A 16,850-nucleotide genomic window follows, 5' to 3' on the forward strand; every position below is an offset into this window, starting at 1 on the left:
CGCGCTCAGCCCTGCGCGGCCGGCGCGACCTGCACGGCCTGCCCGGTACTCAGCGAATCGCCGGGGTTATCGATCACGCGGTCGGTCGCCGCGAGGCCCGTGGTGATTTCCACATGCGTGCCAAAATCGCGGCCGATGTGCACCGTCTTGAGCGCCGCACGACCATTGCCGTCGACCACGGCGACGGTCACGCCGTCGGGGCGGAAGAGCAGGGCACTGACTGGCAGGTCGAGCGCCGGTGTGGTCGACTGCAACTGCAGATGCACCTGCACGTAAGCGCCTGGCATCAAAGCACCATCCTTGTTATCGACGTCGACCTCCACGCGCAACGTGCGGCTCGACGGATCGATCGAACCGGTTGTGCGCGCGACTTTTGCGGCAATGCGCCGCCCGGGATATTGCTGTGCGGTCAGATACACGCCGGTGTCGGGCGTCACGTAGGGCGCGTCGTTCTGCGGCACGTCGACGAATACGCGGAGCGCGCCGGTCTGCTGGATATGAAACAGCTCGCCCGACATACCCGCCGTGCCGGGCGTGCCGCCCGCCGTCACCAGTGCGCCGACATCGACATGGCGCGCGGTGATCGTGCCGTCGAACGGTGCGGTGATCTTCTCGTACGACACCAGCTCGGCGAGATGCGCGACATTGGCCTGCGCCGACGCCAGCATCGCGCGACGCGCTTCCATGTCGCTGACTTTCGTATCCGCATCCTGTTGCGCGACCGATTGGGTTTTCAGCATCTCCTGCCAGCGTTGCGCTGTCGTTTTCGCGAAGTCGAAGTTGGCCTGGGCGGTGGCTTCGTCGGCGCGGGCCTGGCGCAGTTGGGCGTCCAGATCGGGCGCGTCGATCGTGGCGAGCGTCTGACCGCTTTTCACCTGGGCGCCGATGTCGGTGTTCCAGTGCGCCAGATACCCGCTCGTGCGCGCATAGATCGATGCTTCGGCGAACGGTGTCACCGCGCCTGGCAGCAGCAATTCGTTGACGGCCGGTGCGGGGCGCGGCGTGACCACGGACACGCTGAGCACGCTTTGCGCTTGCGTCTGTTGTGTCAGCGCGGCGCTTGCGTGTAGACGCGGCAGGATGCCCACGATCAGTAACGCTGCGGCGAGGCCAGCCAATGCGAACGGCCACACGCGGCGACGCGGCTTCGGGCTTGTGGTCATGTCGGCTGAGCGTTCGGTTCCGGCGGCGGTGGGGTGCGAGTATTCGTTGCCGCTCGCGCGCTGAGCGGACGGAGCCGCTTGAACGGTCTCAGTGGCATGCGCGGTATCGGTGGCTCGAGCAGCTTCTGCGGCTCGATCAACCTCAACAGCCGGTTCAGACCTGTCGCCGAGGTCCGGCGGAAGTGATGGATTGTTCATGAGCTAGTTCTCGTCGGAGTCAAAGTGTGCGGGCGGGAACGCGGGATTCTTCCGCGGCGGTGCGAGCCGCGCGTCGTTTATCGAGCCACGCATGCACCATCCCGTAGACGACCGGAACAAACAGCAAGGTGGACACCGTGCCAAGCGCAAGGCCGCCGATCACCGCGCGGCCAAGCGGCGCGTTCTGTTCGCCACCGTCGCCGAGGCCGAGCGCCATCGGCAGCATGCCGATCAGCATGGCGAGCGCGGTCATCAGCACCGGACGGAAACGGCTGAAGCCTGCCTCGAGCGCGGCCTGCAGCGGCGGCTTGCCACCGTGATGGAATTCGCGCGCGGTGTTGATCACGAGGATGCTGTTAGCCGTGGCAATGCCGATACACAGAATGGTGCCGGTCAGTGCCGGCACGCTCACGGTCGTGCCTGTGCTGAACAGCATCCACGCGATGCCCGCGAGCGAACCCGGCAAGCCGCTGATGATGATGAACGGATCGAGCCACGACTGAAAATTGACGACCATCAGCAGATAGACGAGGGCGATCGCGAACACGAGACCGCTTGCGAGGCCACTGAACGAGTCGTGCATCGCCTGCACCTGGCCGCGCACCACAATCGAGGCGCCCGGCGGTAATTGCGGCCGGATCTGATCGACGAGGCGGTTCACATCGGTCGCCACACCGCCGAGATCACGACCTTGCGCCGATGCAAAAATATCGAGCACCGGCTGCACGTTGTAGTGCGAGACGACAGCTTGCTGGGTGGCGCGTGTCAGCGTGCTCATCGCGCCGAGCAGGTTCTGCGGAGCGGGCCCGTTGCCGCTTACCGCAGCGGATGCCGCCACCGTGCCACGGTTCTGCGCGACTGGAATATTGGCCAGCGCCTGCAGTGAATTGATGTCGTACTGCGGCATCATCGCCATCAGCGGATAGCTGACACCGTTGTGCGGATCGAGCCAGAAATTCGGCGTGGTCTGCGAGCTGCCTGAGAGCGCGATCAGCAGGTTCTGCGACACGTCACGTTGCAACAGGCCGGCCTGAATTGCTCGCGTACGGTCGACATTGACGTTGATCGCGGGTTCGTCGCCCGGTTGCTGGATGCGTGCATCGACGAGGCCGCGTACACCGCGCAGTTGAGCAAGCAAACGGTTCGCCACGACGCGATTGGCATCGAGCTTGTTGCCGACGATCTGGATATCGATTGGCGCAGGCAAGCCAAAGTTGAGAATCTGACTGACGATATCGGCGGGCAGGAAGGCGAACGTAACGCCGGGGAAATCCTTGAAGAGCGTGGTGCGCAGCGTCGCCACATAGGCAGCGGTGGGCTTGTGTCCGGCTGCGAGTGTGATCATCACGTCGGCGTCTTCGGGGCCGATCGGGTCGGAGGAATCGTAGGTCAGGTTGATACCGCTCACCGGCACGCCGATATTGTCGAGCATGGCCGCGAGTTCCGGCTTCGGGATCACGCTGCGCATACGGGCCTCGACTTCATCGGTGATGCGCGCGGTGTCTTCGATACGCGTGCCAGTTGGCGCACGCAGGTGCAGGCGGATTTCCCCTGTATCGACAGCGGGGAAGAAATCGCGGCCGGAGAATGGCACCAGGACGAGCGAGCCGATACACAGCAGCAGAAAGATCGCAATGAAACGGCGCGGGCTAGCGATAGCCGACGCAAGCACGCCGCGATAGCGTTCGCGCAACTTCTCGAAGCGATGTTCGAAGGCTGCCTGGAAGCGGATCAGGCGCGCAATCGGTCCGTTGCCCGTGACAGGCGCGTTACTGCGCGCACGCATCAGATACATCGCGAGGGTCGGCACCAGCGTACGCGAGAAGAAATACGATGCGATCATCGCGAACACCACCGCCTCGGCGAGCGGCACGAACAGATAGCGCGCCACGCCGGAGAGTAGAAACATCGGCACGAACACGATGCAGATGGACAGTGTCGAGACGAACGTCGGTACCGCGATTTCGCCCGAGCCGTTCAGAATCGCGTCGTGCAGTGGCTCGCCGTTCTCCAGATGGTGCGTAATGTTCTCGATCGCGACGGTGGCGTCGTCGACGAGAATACCCACCGCTAGAGCGAGCCCGCCAAGCGTCATGATGTTGATGGTCTGGCCGAGCGCGGAAAGTGCGATCAGTGAGGTCAGCACCGCGAGCGGAATCGACACTACGATGATCAACGTTGCGCGCCAGCTGCCGAGAAACAGCAGGATCATCACCGCGGTCAGGGCCGCGGCGATCACGGCCTCGCGCGCCACACCCACTACGGCAGACTTCACGAACACCGATTGATCGGACAGCGCGGTGATATGCAGCGCGCTCGGCAAACCCGCCGCGATATGCGGCAGCATCGTCTTGACCTGCTGGATGATGGTCAAGGTGGACGTGCTGCCGGATTTTTCGATGGTGAGGAGCGCCGCGCGTTTGCCGTCGCTGCGCACGATGTTGGTTTGCGGCGCATAGCCGTCGCGCACATGGGCAACGTCGCGCACATACACCACGCCGCCGGCTACCGTCTTGATCGGCAGGTCGTTCAGCGCGGCCACCGTGTCAGTGCTGCCATTCATCTGCACGTTGTATTCCTTCGTGCCGATTTTGGCGGTGCCGCCCGGAAGAATCAGGTTCTGCGCGTTGACGGCGTTGACCACGTCGAGTGGTGACAGGCCCTTTTGCCTGCAGCGCGCGCGGATCGATATCGACCATGATCTGCCGCACCTTGCCGCCGAACGGCAGCGGCACCGACGCACCTTGCACCGTCGCCAGTTGCGTGCGGATCTGGCTGTTGCCGAGATCATAGAGCTGCTGTTCGGACAGCGTGTCGCTGGAGAAGCCCAAGTTGCAGGATTGGCACCGTCGACGCGTTGTACGTGATGATGTTCGGCGGCAACGTGCCGGGCGGCAGCACGCGCAGGATCGAAGCCGAATTGGAGCCGCCTCGGCAATCGCGCGATTGATGTCAGCGCCCGGGTGAAAAAAGATCTTCACTACCGAGACGCCGTTTCAGCGATTGCGACTCGATATGCTCGATATCGTCGACGTCGGAGGTCAGCGCGCGCTCGTAGTTCGACGTGATGCGGTTAGCCATGTCCTGTGCGGAAAAGCCGTTATACGTCCAGACGATGCTGACCACCGGATGTCGATGTTCGGAAAGATATCGGTGGGTGTACGCAGTATCGCGAGCGGGCCGACGATAAAAATCAACACCGCAAGAAACCACGAATGTATATGGGCGGCGCAGCGCGAGCTTGACGATCCACATGACGGTTTCCTGAAAAGAGGCAGAGGGAAGCGCACGGTTTGTTTCAACGCCTGGCGGCGCGGGACGCGGGCTTCTTCGTGAGTCAGGAGTGTGTGGGGGTGGCGCTTACCGGCGGTGGTCGGATAGATTACCGTTCTGTTATCTGGAGTTTGGGTTTTCTGTTCTGATTCAGGCGCGGTGCGTAGATAACAAAACGGTAATCCGAAGGTCAGTGCTCCGACAGCTGAAATGACAAGAATGGGAAGCGTGGTTCAGGCCACTCATTTCTTGCACATATTCGGAGAGACATCATGAAACGTTTTACCGCTTTGGCTGTTGCTGTTGCCGCGCTTGGTTTGTCGATTGGGTCGACTGCTTTTGCTCAGTCTAATTCGCCAGGGTTGACGCGGGCTGAAGTGCTGGCCCAGTTGCAGCAGGCCCAGGCTGAAGGGCTCGTGCCGGCGCCTAAGGATGACTATCCGCCTAGTGAGGCGACGATTGCCCGGAATCGGGAGATTTATGCTATTCAGCATCCGGGGGAAGCAGCGGCTGTGAAGACGGCCGGAGCGGGTGGTGTGGGTGCTGCGGCGGCTTCCAATTGAGGCTGGGTGTAGTGATCAAGTTATTTCGGACAGGCTGATAGGTTCTTTTACTGTCGGTTTTGCCTCGTAGGCAACGGGCGACAGATAGCCCAAAGTCGAATGCAAGCGTACTGCGTTGTAAAAACCGACGATGTACTGGTTGATGTCGCGCCGTGCTTCATCGTGGTTGGCGTACTGACGCTGCCACACGCGCTCCATTTTCAGGTTCAGGAAGAACCGCTCCATTACCGAATTGTCCCAGCAATTTCCTTTGCGGCTCATACTGCAAACCACGTGATGCTGCTTGAGCAAGGCCTGGTATTCATCGCTCGCGTACTGGCTGCCCCGGTCCGAATGCAGGAGCAGGCCTGACGCTGGCCGACGCTGCTGCAGCGCCATGGTCAGTGCCGAAATGACCAGTGCGGGCCGGCATGGTCGGCGCCATGGACCAGCCGACCACCTTGCGTGAGTACAGGTCCCAGTACGACCGCCAGATACAGCCAGCCTTGCGCCGTGCGGATATACGTGATGTCCGAAACCCACGCGCGGTTGGGCTCGGCGACCTCAAATTTCCGGTCGAGCACGTTCTCCGCGACAGGTAGCGTATGCCTGCTGTCGGTCGTCGAGACGAACTTGCGCTTCCAGCTCGTGCGCAGGCCCGCTTCGCGCATCAGCGTCCGCACCCGGTAGCGACCAATATGCAGCCCATGCTCCCGCAGCGCATGCATCACACGGCGGCTGCCATAGCTCGCGCCACTGGCGACGAATGCTGCCTTGACGTGGGTCCGCTCCTGCAGACTCTTTGCACTCGGCTTAGCGCGCTGGTGCGCATAGTAGCCAGAGCGACTCACCTCCAACACCCGGCAGGCGTGACTGACCGATACGGCCTCCTGTTGCAAGTGAGTTACCACGCGGTAACTCACTTCAGTTCCCGGGCAAAGAAGGCCGACGCTTTTTTTAGCAGCGCATTGTCCTCGCGCAATTGCCGGTTCTCCGCTTCAAGTTGCCGGATGCGCTGCTGTTCCGCCGTCAACGGCTTGCCCTCGCCGGGGCCGCCCGCACGCTCTGCGTCGTACTGGGCCACCCAGCGCCGCACGGCTGTCTCAACAGGTCCATCGACCGGCAGACTTCGCTGACCGATAACCCCTGGTCCCGTACCATCCGTACCACTTCCAGCTTGAAGCTGGTGTCAAATTGTCGGCGCCTTCTTGTCATCCTGCTCTTTTTCCTCGTCGATTCCGGATTGTCCCCCTATCGACCTGTCGAGGAAATTAGACCACTACAAACCGTCCGCGCCGGCCGCTATCGCGGTAACTAGCTGCTTTCGCCGGTATCGTCTCGGAAAGGACTTCCACTAGCTGCTTCCGAGCCGCCTTTAGCAGCATTCGACCTAGCTGACGGATGTTGAATCCTATAGCACAGAAACTTTCCATGGAGTTCGAATTCCCAAAGCTGATTCTTCGATATACCTCTTTCTTCCCAATTTCGAAGGCTCACACAAACCTTTCCGTCTCCGTCGATCGGAAGAATTCGCGCCTGATACCGACTGTGTCCATCCCGTTCGCGAATATAACTACGTCTGGCTTGAAGTGATCGAGCTGCACATCCAGTAGCTGCTTGGAAAGGCGCTTGATGAGTGGAAAGTGTTCCGAGGTGCGGGGAGATTTCCCACCAGAATCCAAGCAGAGCAGGTTGGAGTAGATAAGTCCTCCCTCAGTACCGATGCTCCTCGCCAAAGCGCGCATGAAGTTGAAGAAGGTGTCCCCCCTGTCCCGACCTTCCTTCGCCATGGCTTTGTCGAAGAAATCTCGATGCCGAGTAAGCGCCTTCGTTACGTACGCGTTCGGCCCGTCACCCTGGTGCGCGACGTTCCAGCCGTTCCCACCATACTCCCTTCCAATAACCATGATGCGCCGCGCTTCAGGATCTTTCGGTCCGTTCACGAGAAACGGCGTGGAAAGCCTTCGACCTTTTGCCACATCGTGATCAAGGAAGGTCGGGGCTATCGCCGCCAGAATCTCTGAGTAGCGTTTTTCAGGTATTGCGTCCATCGCTTCGTCGCGTGCCCACCGAGTGATTTGGTTGATTGTCGGTGATCCTTGGTCTCGCGTCGAGCGCCGGGAAATGGCCGAACTGAGCCAAAGACTCGCCTCGCAGGATACAGAGTCGGCGCAGTCGGCTCGGTCGCAAGTTCGCCACCCTGCGCTATCATGGTGGACTCCACGAGGGCGGAATTTGTACCTCGAAGCCAACCCGAATGACGCCCACTGTTCTCGAATCAGGATGTCATAGCCGACATGCGAGACGTGCCACACATCAAAAGCCAATTGCTGATGGTCGCGGCATTCGCGCTCCCCGCGTTCGTGTTCATCAACGGCTGCAAGTCGACAGCGATGCAGGCCATGACCGTGCCGGGGAATCCTGCCACTGACGACGCTGCGCTCGCCGGCAGTGTGAAGCAGGCGCTCGTCGAGACCCTGGGCTGAGATTCTTGCCGATAAGCGTGGCCACATATCGAGGCGTCGTGCAGTTGTCAGGATACGTGGATGCAGAGGTACAGATTCAGCAAGCGCTTGCCGTGACGCGTGGCGTGGCGGGGGTGCAATCCGTGAGCAACGATCTACACCTCAGGCCGCGATAACGCCGCTGGCCGGAAAACAGATGACGGACGAGACGCGATGCTGGGCTGCGCGCGACCAGCGGTTTCGTCAAGGAACAGTGCATTTGCGCCTTGGCGGGCATCGATTGTCAGCAATCTAGGCCTTAGGTTCGAGTGTCTCAAACTGGCCGCGCCCTGCCTGATCATGTGGCATAGGACGACCCGAACGGTCAGCGCCGTTTCATCAGCGCCATTCGGCACATCAGCAGGAGTGTCCAAATGCTCCAACCGACTATTTTGGCGGTTGACGAGACGCTAGCTCGGCTCGCTTTTCAATGCGTATTCATCGCATGCATGCTAGTAATCGTGTCCTAGACGCTTCGAGTCAGGTGCCAGCAAGAATGCCGGTGAGTTCTTCAGCCTGGGATAAAACGCGTTTTACTGCCTACGATTTCGAGAATGAAGCGGTGCTCGCCGTCAAAAATGCCGGGACACCAAACGTACCTTTCCAACTCAATTCTCGAATAGCCTGCACCGCAATATCTGGATGAAACGCCATTGGGTATGGCCCGTCCCCTCAACAACTCGATGACGCTACTGTCACGAAGCTGTCCGCGTAGTCGAAATCTCGGATCCACGATGGGTAGTCGTCGGTCGCCGTGAGCATCGTCCACACCGTCTGAGGCGAACTGTCATTCAAGGTCTCTGTTTCGATCGAGCCATTGTGGTGCAGTGCCAGTATTGCCAAGAAGCCAGAGAAACCGTCCTCAAAAACCGAAGCATAACGCGCTTTACTATATTCAAGTTGAATTCCTTGCGGTCGAAGAAGTCGCATATTAACCGCTTTGGCCTGTTCAGCCACCGATTCAATAACGCTTCAAGATTCTTGCCAATTCGAGCGTCTCAAATTGGCCGAACCCCACTGATCCATGTGCGGTCGTTTGCCGATAGCGGCGTATGCAAGGTGCATGAATCGACTCTGAACGGCCTTTCGAGTTTCATATCGTGCCTTTCAGTATTCACCGTGGCCAATTTCACGTCGGCCCCGACCGCGAAGCGCTCAATCACCTGATCCTTATTCAGGCGACTTTGTTCGCGATTCCGCCGCTGCTTTATTTTTCTCGCTAAATCACCAGCCACCACGCCTCCGTCACGCTGCTCTCGATACATTCGGCTTTTCTTACGATCCACATTTAATTAGAAGGAAGACTCTATGTCGAGCGATTCGAGCAAACTAGATTAGCGATTTCGATAGGTATATGGAAACTCTCGTGCGCGACTGGCACGTGCCGGAGTCGGTGTGAGCATAGTCAGGAACGAGGGGTCGTGCTGACGCAGGGGTACGGCCATCGAGACGTTGTGAACGCGCGGCCATTTACTTCCTCGACGCTGTTTCCAATCGCGTCGAATACGAAACTATTTACCGCTGTCGCCGCAGGTTTGCTGGTTGAACGTGCCTGCTGAGCTTCGATGAACCGATCGTAATGCAGTACCCAGTCTGCGGTTTTACGACCAGTCACTTGATGCGGCAGTCACGTTACGCGACATGCTGGGGCACAAAACCGGTGTGCCGCGTTATGACATGATCTGGTACGAATCAGACTACTCGACGAAAGACCTTTTCGAACGCATCCGCTTCATGAAGCCGATTGCTCCGCTCCGTTCGCGGCTCATCTATAACAACATGATGTACGAAGCGGTTGGTCATATCATCAAGCTGATAAGCGGTAAGCCATGGCAACAATTCATCAGCGACGAGATTCTGGTGCCACTTGGTATGCAACGCACCTTGTTCACGTATGGCGACGCAAAAGCCGATGCTCAGGGAGACTACGCGTTACCTTGCTCCGAACGACGCAGCAGCGATGAATTTTGGCAACCACCGTCGCCCAAAGATGACGAGTGCAGTCCGGCGGGCAGCATCGTCGCTAGCCTCGACGACATCGCGCGCTGGTCGATCATGCTGATGAACGACGGCCTGATCGACGGCAAGCAGGTGATACCAGCGAGCGTGCTAAAGGCGACGCTCGCTCCGGGCTTGCCGTGGCCAAACGAAATGAGCGACGTGTTCGGCTTCAAAACTGACCTTAACGGCATCTATGGCATGGGACGCATGACGGCCGCGTTTCGAGGCCATCTGTTGACGAGTCATGGCGGTACCCTGCGCGCGTTTCATTCACAGGTGTCATATCTCTCGACAGAAAAGGTTGGTGTCTCTGTGTTCGTGATTGGCGACCATTGCGCCCCGCTAAGCAATGCGATTGGCTTCGACATCTATAGTCGCGTGCTTGGTCTCAAAGAGACCGACTGGACGGCGCGCTTGCACGACTTTCGCAGGAAGGCAAAGGCCACAATGCGCGAAGCGCGAGAACGCGCCGTGCCGCGTGCCGTTCCGAACACGCACCCGTCACACGATCTCACGGATTACGTCGGCTCGTATGAGCATCCGGCATACGGGCCGCTGATATTACAACCGACGGCACCCAACTTCAGTTCCGCTTCCGTCAGATCAATCTGCCTCTGAACCATTTTCATTATGACCGCTTCGATACGGCTGATGACGAGACAAATGGCGCGTGGTCGGTTTCATTCCTTACGAGCATGCTCGGCGATATCGATCGAGCGGCGATATGGCTTGATCAGGCGGAAGCCGTGTTCGTTCGTCTTCCAACGCGACCCGACGCGGACGTGCTCGCGAGACTGGTCGGCACGTACGAAACGCCTCTCGGCAGGAAGGTCGGCGTCAAGCTGAGCCGAGACGGCGATATCTCGTTGTTTCATCCGGGCGAACCCGCCGATGTCCTCAAACCACTCAAAGGCCTGCAATTTCGCAGCAGCGATTTTCCGGACATCACGTTCGAATTCGTTGTCGACGAAGAAGGTCGTGTCAAAGCGCTTCGCCACTGGAATGCACATGTCGAGCTGGAGTGGCCGCGCATCCACGACTCCATCCCCGCTGACGCGCTCGAAGGCGATGGGCTGCCCAAGCGTTAGCGCGGCGTTGCCGGCAGACGGCTGTGGGGACAGCTAACTGCCCCGACACGTCGCATGCTCACATACTTCGCTCGAGTCATCTATCCCGATGCCCCACTTCGACATGCCAAGCTTTGAACCGGTCACCTTAATTACCGCGCGCCTCATTCTGCGGCCGCTTCGTCATGAAGACGCGCAAGCGCTGCTAGCAATCTGGTCGGACGCCGAGGCAATGCGTTATCTTCCATTTCCAGCGATGACATCGCTAGATCAGGCAACGGATCGCGTCGCACGTAAATTGAAGACGTCCGTTGTAAGCCAGGATTGCATCTGCGTAGTCGAATTGCAGGCGACCGGTGAAGTGCTCGGCGACTGCGCTCTCTTTAATGCGAACGAGCAATGCCGACGCGCGGAGATAGGTTTTAGTCTCAAGCGCAAGCATTGGGGAAACGGATTTATGCGAGAGGCGGCTTCCGCGCTAGTGTCCCGTTCCGCTGATTCGCGAACAGAGTCTGTGTAGCTTTTCGAGGATGGAATCAGCGGATGCGGTCCACATGAATGGTTTGCAGTTTTCGTTGTAGTGGAAACGAACTGATCGATACGCTTGATCAGTTGTTTGACCGAGCCAAACGAGCCCCTGCGGATGGCCTTGTCGGTGATCAGCGCAAAGAAGCGTTCGACCTGGTTAAGCCACGAACTGTAGGTAGGAATGAAATGCATGTGCCAGCGGGGCTTTGCTGCCAGCCACGCCTTGACCTTGGGATGCTTGTGACTGCCATAGTTGTCCACGATGCAGTGCACGTCGAGTTCAGCCGGTACGGCCTTGTCGATTTCGCGCAGAAACGACAGGAACTCCTGATGCCGATGACGCGGCTTGCAGGTGGCGAGCACTGCGCCGTTGAGTACGTTCAGGGCGGCGAACAGCGTGGTGGTGCCGTGACGAACGTAGTCATGGGTAACGCCTTCGACGTAACCGAAACCCATCGGCAGCATGGGTTGCGTACGTTCGAGGGCCTGACACTGGCTCTTCTCGTCCACGCACAGTACCAGCGCGTTCTCCGGTGGGCTCAGGTACAGGCCGACCACGTCGCGCAGTTTCTCGATGAAGAATTGATCGGTCGAGAGCTTGAAGCTTTCGCTGCGATGCGGTTGCAGGCCCAGCAGCCTGAAGTAGCGGTGCACACTCGTCGGCGAGATAGCCGTTTCGGCGGCGATCGTGCGCACGCTCCAGTGCGTGGAGCCATCCGCTGGCTTGGTGTGCAGGGTCTTGTGAATCAGTTGAGCCAGCCGCTCATCGTCAATCGTGCGCGGCTTGCCGGGCCGCACTTCGTCATACAGCCCGTTGATGCGATGCTCCAGGAACCGGATACGCCACTTGCCCACGTGGCACGCGTGATCTGAAGACGCTGGGCAATTGCGCTGTTGGGTTCCCCGGCAGCAGCAGCCAGCACGATGCGCGCACGCGTCACCAGCGCCGCCGAAATCGAGCGCGAACGCGCTATCGAAGTCAGTTGCGAGCGCTCATCTTCACTCAATACCAGGTCGGCCTTCGGTCGTCCCATGGGCATGCTGGTATCTCCCGTTCCGTTGATACCAGCATGCTACGTGAACATAGATTAGTTAACAACAGAACGGGACACTAGTCGCATGCATTCCGTGCGCTGAATTTACACCGGATCGAAGCAGATATCGACCCGCGGAATTCAGCCTCCGCGCGTCTTCTCGAGCGCTCGGGTTTGTCCGTGAAGGGCTGTTGCGTGATCGCTGGATAGTTGGCCATGAGGTGTCAGATAGCGCGCTGTATGGCCTGCTTGAACGTGATCGTCTGGCCTACGTAGAAACTGACCGCCGCTAGACCGGTGAGTTTGTCGCCGTGCCTGAGAGGCTAGGATTCTCCTGGGCGGCGCAAATTTACGTCCGGGGTATCGATTTACCGGAATTGACTGACCGCGGCCGCATTCTTTGCCACGATAATGGCCACCCGACCAACGGGAGCGGGCGCGGTCCCGAACTGGCCAGTGATCCATCTACGTCGCGTAGGCCGAGCGAGTGCCGACTGAGGTTTTGCCTTTCTTTTGACGACCGGGCGGTCGCAAGTTGTCACCTTCGCCAGTTCAGCTGCGACACGATTAATTTTGGTCTACGCCAAAGGAACCCAATGCCGTCCTGTGATCCCCTTACGCCCCGCACTCACTTCCCAGACGACGACGCAATCCGACGTATCCTTTCGGACAGGATCGATACGCGCCGCGAAGGCGTAGCGATCGTCGTTGGGATGGTCGGCGACGGCGAGCGGCGCGTCGTCGGCTATGGCCGATTCAGTCAGAACGACGCCCGTATTCCCGACCAACACACTGCGTTCGAAATCGGTTCAGTCACGAAGGTCTATACGGCGATCCTGCTGGCGGACATGATCGGGACGGGCGAAGTCGCGCTTGATGAGCCAGTTCAGCGTCTGTTGCCGGGCAATCCGCCCGTGCCAGAACGCAATGGCAGGTCTATCACCCTGCATGACCTTGCGACGCATACGTCCGCGTTGCCCGTCACCCCGACAACATGGCTGAGAACGGCTCTCCCGACCCGTTCTCGGGTTACACGATCGATCTCCTTTACGCGTTCCTGGCCCACTATGAACTGCCCCGTGACATCGGCTCGGAGTTTGAGTATTCGAACCTCGGCGTTGGCCTCCTGGGCTATGCGCTTGCATGCCGGGCAGGAGCGGATTACGAAACCGTGCTGAGGGCTCGCATCCTCACACCGCTGCAACTGGCGAATACGGCCATCGAACTGCCTGACGAGATTGAAAGAAGGCGAATCCCGGGTCACGACCTCGACCTGCGTTTCGCGCAACGGATGGATCTCGGCCGGGTATTTGGCGGCAGGGGCGTTGGTGTCCACGGTAGAGGATCAATTGCAATTTCTCGAAGCCGTGATGGGGCATCGGCCGTCCGCACTCGATAAGGCGATTGGCAAGACGCTCGACATACGTCGGCAGCTTGGCGACCAGGTCATTCCACTGTGCTGGGGAATGGGCGTGGGCGGCAGACATGGCGAACCCCAATGGTTCGGCCATACGGGAGGAACACTGGGCTGCCGGTCGTTCATCGGGTTCGACCGTCGCACATCACGAGGCGTGGTGGTGTTGGCGAACGCGGCGTTCGACGTCGGCGACATTGGCCTGCATCTGTTGAGACCCGAAAAACCCCTACGGCAACCGGTCAAGATTCGAAACGAGATCGACGTCGATCCTGTCCGCCTGCGGTCCTATGCAGGGCGTTTCTGGCTGCGTCCGGACTTCATCCTGACGGTGACGGTCGATAATGGACAACTTTTCACCCAAGGCACCGGGCAATCGAGAATCGCGCTGTATCCCGAGGCCGAACACCGATTTTTTGCGAAGTTGATTGACGCGCAGATCACCTTCGAAATGGACGATCAAGGGTTCGCCGAAAAGCTGACGCTGCATCAGAACGGATGCGATCGGGTCGCGCGCAAACTGGACTCTTGACGACGCGAATTTCCTCGTATCGCTATTGACTCGATTGTCTGCACAACATGACGATTCTCAACGACAGCGATGTTCACCCGCTGAGCAAGCGCGGCGTCCGAAAGGCAATTGTCAACGACCTAGGCTTCGGGGTCGAACGTCCCAAATTGGCCCGAGTTCGCCTCTCACGCGACCGTTCGACTTGCTGCAAAGCGATCGAGCCGGCATCCGCATGCATCATGAGGGCCACGCCGAGTTTTGCAAAACGATTCGGTAGCCGTCGTGATCCTCAAATGTTTTACCTGACACGTCCCAATAAGGATTGAGCGACGCCACGCAAACAAATCCGCTCTCGGCGAGACGATCGCAAGTCGACTGCCACTCAACTCGATCCGGGGCGTAAAACACAGCAAATCCTCACGTGTTGGTGTTGGCGCTACCGGATGTTCACGGCACTGTGTGAACTCGAAGTGATAGTCCATGCCGGAACGTCCGAGCATCAACCCGTCGAAGCCCTGATGGTCTTGAAATTTCGCCAGCACAATGAGGCTGAGCGCTGCGCAATACATGCTTTCCACCCGCGAAAGGTCGCTGACAGGTCTGGCTATTCTGAGATGTGCTTGCATCGGGTTTTGTTATCGGGATCGTTGGCCTGAGTGTCGGAACATCAAACCTCAAGGATACGTCGAACGAAAATTGTCGCCGCCTTTCCGCGTGACCGGTTGTGGCCGAAGCGAGTTCTTGCGCTAAGCTCAGTCAGAGACAGCAAACACCGTTTGCAGGTCGCGCTTCATATAGCGAACCCACCCGATTCTTCCTTGTCCCGGGTTCCCAGATCCACCCAGCGGCTTTTGCATACGAACGGCGCCCGGTCTCATTCTCTTCGTCGACGGAAAGCATAATGGACTTGGTGTCGGGCCAGTGGGTCAAAAGCCATTCCGGCAGACGCTGGAGCGCAGCCGTTCCGATTCCTAGACCTTGGAAGCGTAAGTCGATACGTAGGGCCGAAATGACGGCGGCTCCCGTTGAAGCCCAACTGGGGGCGGCGCTTCGCCTCTTCAGAACGAGAAAACCTACAATTACTTCCATGTGGAAGATAGCCGCGCCTTGGATTTCGCCAGTCAGATCGGATATGCAAGCCTCGACTGCGCGGTGAGTTGGCCCAGCATACTCAATCTGTCGATCGGAAATCTTCAAATTCTCAACGACGATTTTCTGGGCCGGGCTTAACGCCTCCCATCGGACGATGCGGATCACATGAGTCATTGCTTTTTCCAACCAGGCGAACGCGGGAAAGGGTATCTGGGTAATCCGCCACATTCTACTGGCTGTTCGCCGCGTCGAAATTGTCGACGATTCAGTATTCGCCGACGACCGTCCGTTCGTGGCCGGCAGTACGCGTTCAGCCACCTCGCCGGAAAGCTGGCATTGACGACTCCAACGTCAGCTCTGTAGAACGTTCACGGAACTGGTGCTCTCGGCCACGAGCCGCCGGTCGAGGTCGCCATCCGATTTGAATAGCCAAGGTCTCGTCCGCCCTCGCTGAATGGCCGGTTTCCGGCGAGCGAATTGCCGGTGGTACCGCCTCAACCCGGCCAACAACGGCCTGTTGTGAAGGGCCGCTTCGGAGTCGCCTGCACGGAACCCTGGAAGTCTCATCGGACACGAGCATGCGCCGCTACAACGGACGTTGAACGAAGATTGAGGTGACGAATTTGCCTGGTAGGGGAGCTTCCGACTGGCACTTCGAGGTCAAGCCGAAGAAGACCATTGTGCGGCAGATGGAGGTGTACGACGCGGCAGTCGTTCTGCAGCACGACCAACAGCATCTTGAGGTGATTCGGAGTTATCACAGACAAGCCGTGCGATGCCGCGCGGTTTCCAGTTGCCGAGATTGCGCGCAACGATTTCGAGAGGGCATGATCAACTCATACTGCCGTGAATCGCCACCCGAGAGGGACCGCGCTTGGGGCCAACTGGCTTACAGGCTTCGATTTCCAAATCAAGGTGATCCATCCTGTCCGAAACGGGAAACGATTGATCGGGTTTGAGGGGCGCGCGAGCGGCAACTACCAAAGCCTACTGCTCCGCAACGCCCCTTAACGTCGGCGTCAACTTTCTGACCCCGCGTTTCCACGCCGCGGCAAAGCACTAGGTCGGCCGCTTCGTCAGCATCTTTCAGGAGCGTCTTGCGCGGCGTGCCTATCTGCGCACGCATGGTCAGGCCACGAGCAAAATCCGTGACTTGCGTTGCGCGCGCGACTACGGAAAGTCAGATGCAATTTCTCCCGCGCTGATCCCGTCCCGGAAACGGCGCTCCACTAGCGCCGTGCCGCCAGCGACCGCGCTCTGCAGGAACCGCTGAACCTCAGCGTCGTTCACAAGCGGCGCGACGCACACCATAAGGCAGCCCCGGGCGGACCCTTTCTCGGTCGCACTTTCGACGGCGTACCTCAAAAAGCCCGCGATCGAGTCGCGAAGACTCTGTGCCGAGAGGAGTGCCTTCGCGGCTCTTGCGCCCTTCCGTTCTGCATACGCCTTAAGGACGCGCAAGAATATCGTCCGCTTGTCGCCGAAGACGGCATACAGGCTCGGCGTCCCACGCCCATCCCGGC

The 16,850-nt window shown here is 59.2% G+C and carries 14 protein-coding genes and 5 pseudogenes; 8 read left to right on the forward strand and 11 right to left on the reverse strand.

Annotated features, from left to right (window positions below; translation table 11 throughout):
* Window positions 1-5 precede the first annotated feature (5 nt).
* Entirely contained in the window at window positions 6-1,163 is a 1,158-nt protein-coding gene (locus B0G69_RS37435) for an efflux RND transporter periplasmic adaptor subunit (protein WP_121325040.1), read from the reverse strand.
* A 217-nt stretch (window positions 1,164-1,380) separates the two neighbouring features.
* Window positions 1,381-4,616: pseudogene (locus B0G69_RS37440) on the reverse strand (efflux RND transporter permease subunit).
* A 290-nt stretch (window positions 4,617-4,906) separates the two neighbouring features.
* On the opposite strand from B0G69_RS37440, the gene B0G69_RS37445 reads away from it, so the two are divergent.
* Window positions 4,907-5,197 (forward strand): DUF4148 domain-containing protein, encoded by a 291-nt coding sequence (locus B0G69_RS37445; RefSeq protein ID WP_121323990.1) that lies wholly within the window; start codon window positions 4,907-4,909, stop codon window positions 5,195-5,197.
* Window positions 5,198-5,212: 15 nt separating this feature from the next.
* On the opposite strand, the pseudogene B0G69_RS37450 reads toward B0G69_RS37445, so the two are convergent.
* Together B0G69_RS37450 and B0G69_RS37455 are read right to left on the reverse strand one after the other, a co-directional pair.
* Window positions 5,213-6,391 (reverse strand): annotated as a pseudogene (locus B0G69_RS37450) (IS3 family transposase).
* Between the two features lie 278 nt (window positions 6,392-6,669).
* Window positions 6,670-7,227, reverse strand: a complete 558-nt coding sequence (locus B0G69_RS37455; RefSeq protein WP_121325041.1) for a hypothetical protein — start codon at window positions 7,225-7,227, stop codon at window positions 6,670-6,672.
* A gap of 246 nt (window positions 7,228-7,473) precedes the next feature.
* Between B0G69_RS37455 and B0G69_RS42500 the strand changes: the two genes are divergently transcribed.
* Both B0G69_RS42500 and B0G69_RS42505 read left to right on the forward strand, forming a co-directional pair.
* The gene (locus B0G69_RS42500; protein ID WP_241991680.1) at window positions 7,474-7,662 is read left to right on the forward strand and encodes a hypothetical protein; all 189 of its coding nucleotides are present in this window, start codon (window positions 7,474-7,476) and stop codon (window positions 7,660-7,662) included.
* A gap of 38 nt (window positions 7,663-7,700) precedes the next feature.
* The gene (locus B0G69_RS42505) at window positions 7,701-7,817 is read left to right on the forward strand and encodes a BON domain-containing protein (protein WP_241991681.1); all 117 of its coding nucleotides are present in this window, start codon (window positions 7,701-7,703) and stop codon (window positions 7,815-7,817) included.
* Between the two features lie 861 nt (window positions 7,818-8,678).
* Here B0G69_RS42505 and B0G69_RS40870 read toward each other — a convergent pair.
* A complete protein-coding gene (locus tag B0G69_RS40870; RefSeq protein WP_147440829.1) occupies window positions 8,679-8,945 on the reverse strand; it encodes a hypothetical protein in 267 nt (88 codons plus the stop codon).
* 189 nt (window positions 8,946-9,134) lie between these two features.
* On the opposite strand from B0G69_RS40870, the gene B0G69_RS42910 reads away from it, so the two are divergent.
* Both B0G69_RS42910 and B0G69_RS37465 read left to right on the forward strand, forming a co-directional pair.
* Window positions 9,135-9,239 carry a serine hydrolase gene (locus B0G69_RS42910; RefSeq protein WP_277873619.1) on the forward strand — a complete coding sequence of 35 codons (105 nt, stop codon included), beginning with the start codon at window positions 9,135-9,137 and terminating at the stop codon, window positions 9,237-9,239.
* An 82-nt stretch (window positions 9,240-9,321) separates the two neighbouring features.
* Window positions 9,322-10,299 (forward strand): serine hydrolase, encoded by a 978-nt coding sequence (locus tag B0G69_RS37465; RefSeq protein ID WP_277873612.1) that lies wholly within the window; start codon window positions 9,322-9,324, stop codon window positions 10,297-10,299.
* Window positions 10,300-10,361: 62 nt separating this feature from the next.
* On the opposite strand, the gene B0G69_RS42510 is transcribed toward B0G69_RS37465, so the two are convergent.
* Entirely contained in the window at window positions 10,362-10,718 is a 357-nt protein-coding gene (locus B0G69_RS42510) for a hypothetical protein (protein WP_241991682.1), read from the reverse strand.
* 154 nt (window positions 10,719-10,872) lie between these two features.
* On the opposite strand from B0G69_RS42510, the pseudogene B0G69_RS37470 reads away from it, so the two are divergent.
* Window positions 10,873-11,232 (forward strand): annotated as a pseudogene (locus tag B0G69_RS37470) (GNAT family N-acetyltransferase); the annotation flags it as partial.
* On the opposite strand, the pseudogene B0G69_RS37475 reads toward B0G69_RS37470, so the two are convergent.
* Window positions 11,227-12,316 (reverse strand): annotated as a pseudogene (locus tag B0G69_RS37475) (IS630 family transposase). The pseudogenes B0G69_RS37470 and B0G69_RS37475 overlap by 6 nt on opposite strands.
* A gap of 78 nt (window positions 12,317-12,394) precedes the next feature.
* On the opposite strand from B0G69_RS37475, the pseudogene B0G69_RS42515 reads away from it, so the two are divergent.
* Window positions 12,395-12,603: pseudogene (locus tag B0G69_RS42515) on the forward strand (GNAT family protein); the annotation flags it as partial.
* A gap of 516 nt (window positions 12,604-13,119) precedes the next feature.
* Here the strand turns inward: B0G69_RS42515 and B0G69_RS41575 are convergent.
* Window positions 13,120-13,275, reverse strand: a complete 156-nt coding sequence (locus tag B0G69_RS41575; RefSeq protein WP_199731508.1) for a hypothetical protein — start codon at window positions 13,273-13,275, stop codon at window positions 13,120-13,122.
* 273 nt (window positions 13,276-13,548) lie between these two features.
* Between B0G69_RS41575 and B0G69_RS37495 the strand changes: the two genes are divergently transcribed.
* Window positions 13,549-14,256 (forward strand): DUF3471 domain-containing protein, encoded by a 708-nt coding sequence (locus B0G69_RS37495; RefSeq protein ID WP_121325043.1) that lies wholly within the window; start codon window positions 13,549-13,551, stop codon window positions 14,254-14,256.
* A 216-nt stretch (window positions 14,257-14,472) separates the two neighbouring features.
* On the opposite strand, the gene B0G69_RS43050 is transcribed toward B0G69_RS37495, so the two are convergent.
* The 3 genes from B0G69_RS43050 to B0G69_RS41660 form a co-directional block, all read right to left on the reverse strand.
* The gene (locus B0G69_RS43050; RefSeq protein WP_347232540.1) at window positions 14,473-14,643 is read right to left on the reverse strand and encodes a VOC family protein; all 171 of its coding nucleotides are present in this window, start codon (window positions 14,641-14,643) and stop codon (window positions 14,473-14,475) included.
* A gap of 348 nt (window positions 14,644-14,991) precedes the next feature.
* Window positions 14,992-15,501 (reverse strand): GNAT family N-acetyltransferase, encoded by a 510-nt coding sequence (locus tag B0G69_RS37505; protein ID WP_158609051.1) that lies wholly within the window; start codon window positions 15,499-15,501, stop codon window positions 14,992-14,994.
* Between the two features lie 996 nt (window positions 15,502-16,497).
* A partial coding sequence (locus B0G69_RS41660; RefSeq protein WP_206751806.1) for a hypothetical protein occupies window positions 16,498-16,850 on the reverse strand: 353 nt, incomplete at its 5' end.

Origin of the sequence: Paraburkholderia sp. RAU2J, from assembly GCF_003634845.1 — a bacterium.
In the GTDB taxonomy this organism is placed as follows: Bacteria; Pseudomonadota; Gammaproteobacteria; order Burkholderiales; family Burkholderiaceae; genus Paraburkholderia; species Paraburkholderia fynbosensis.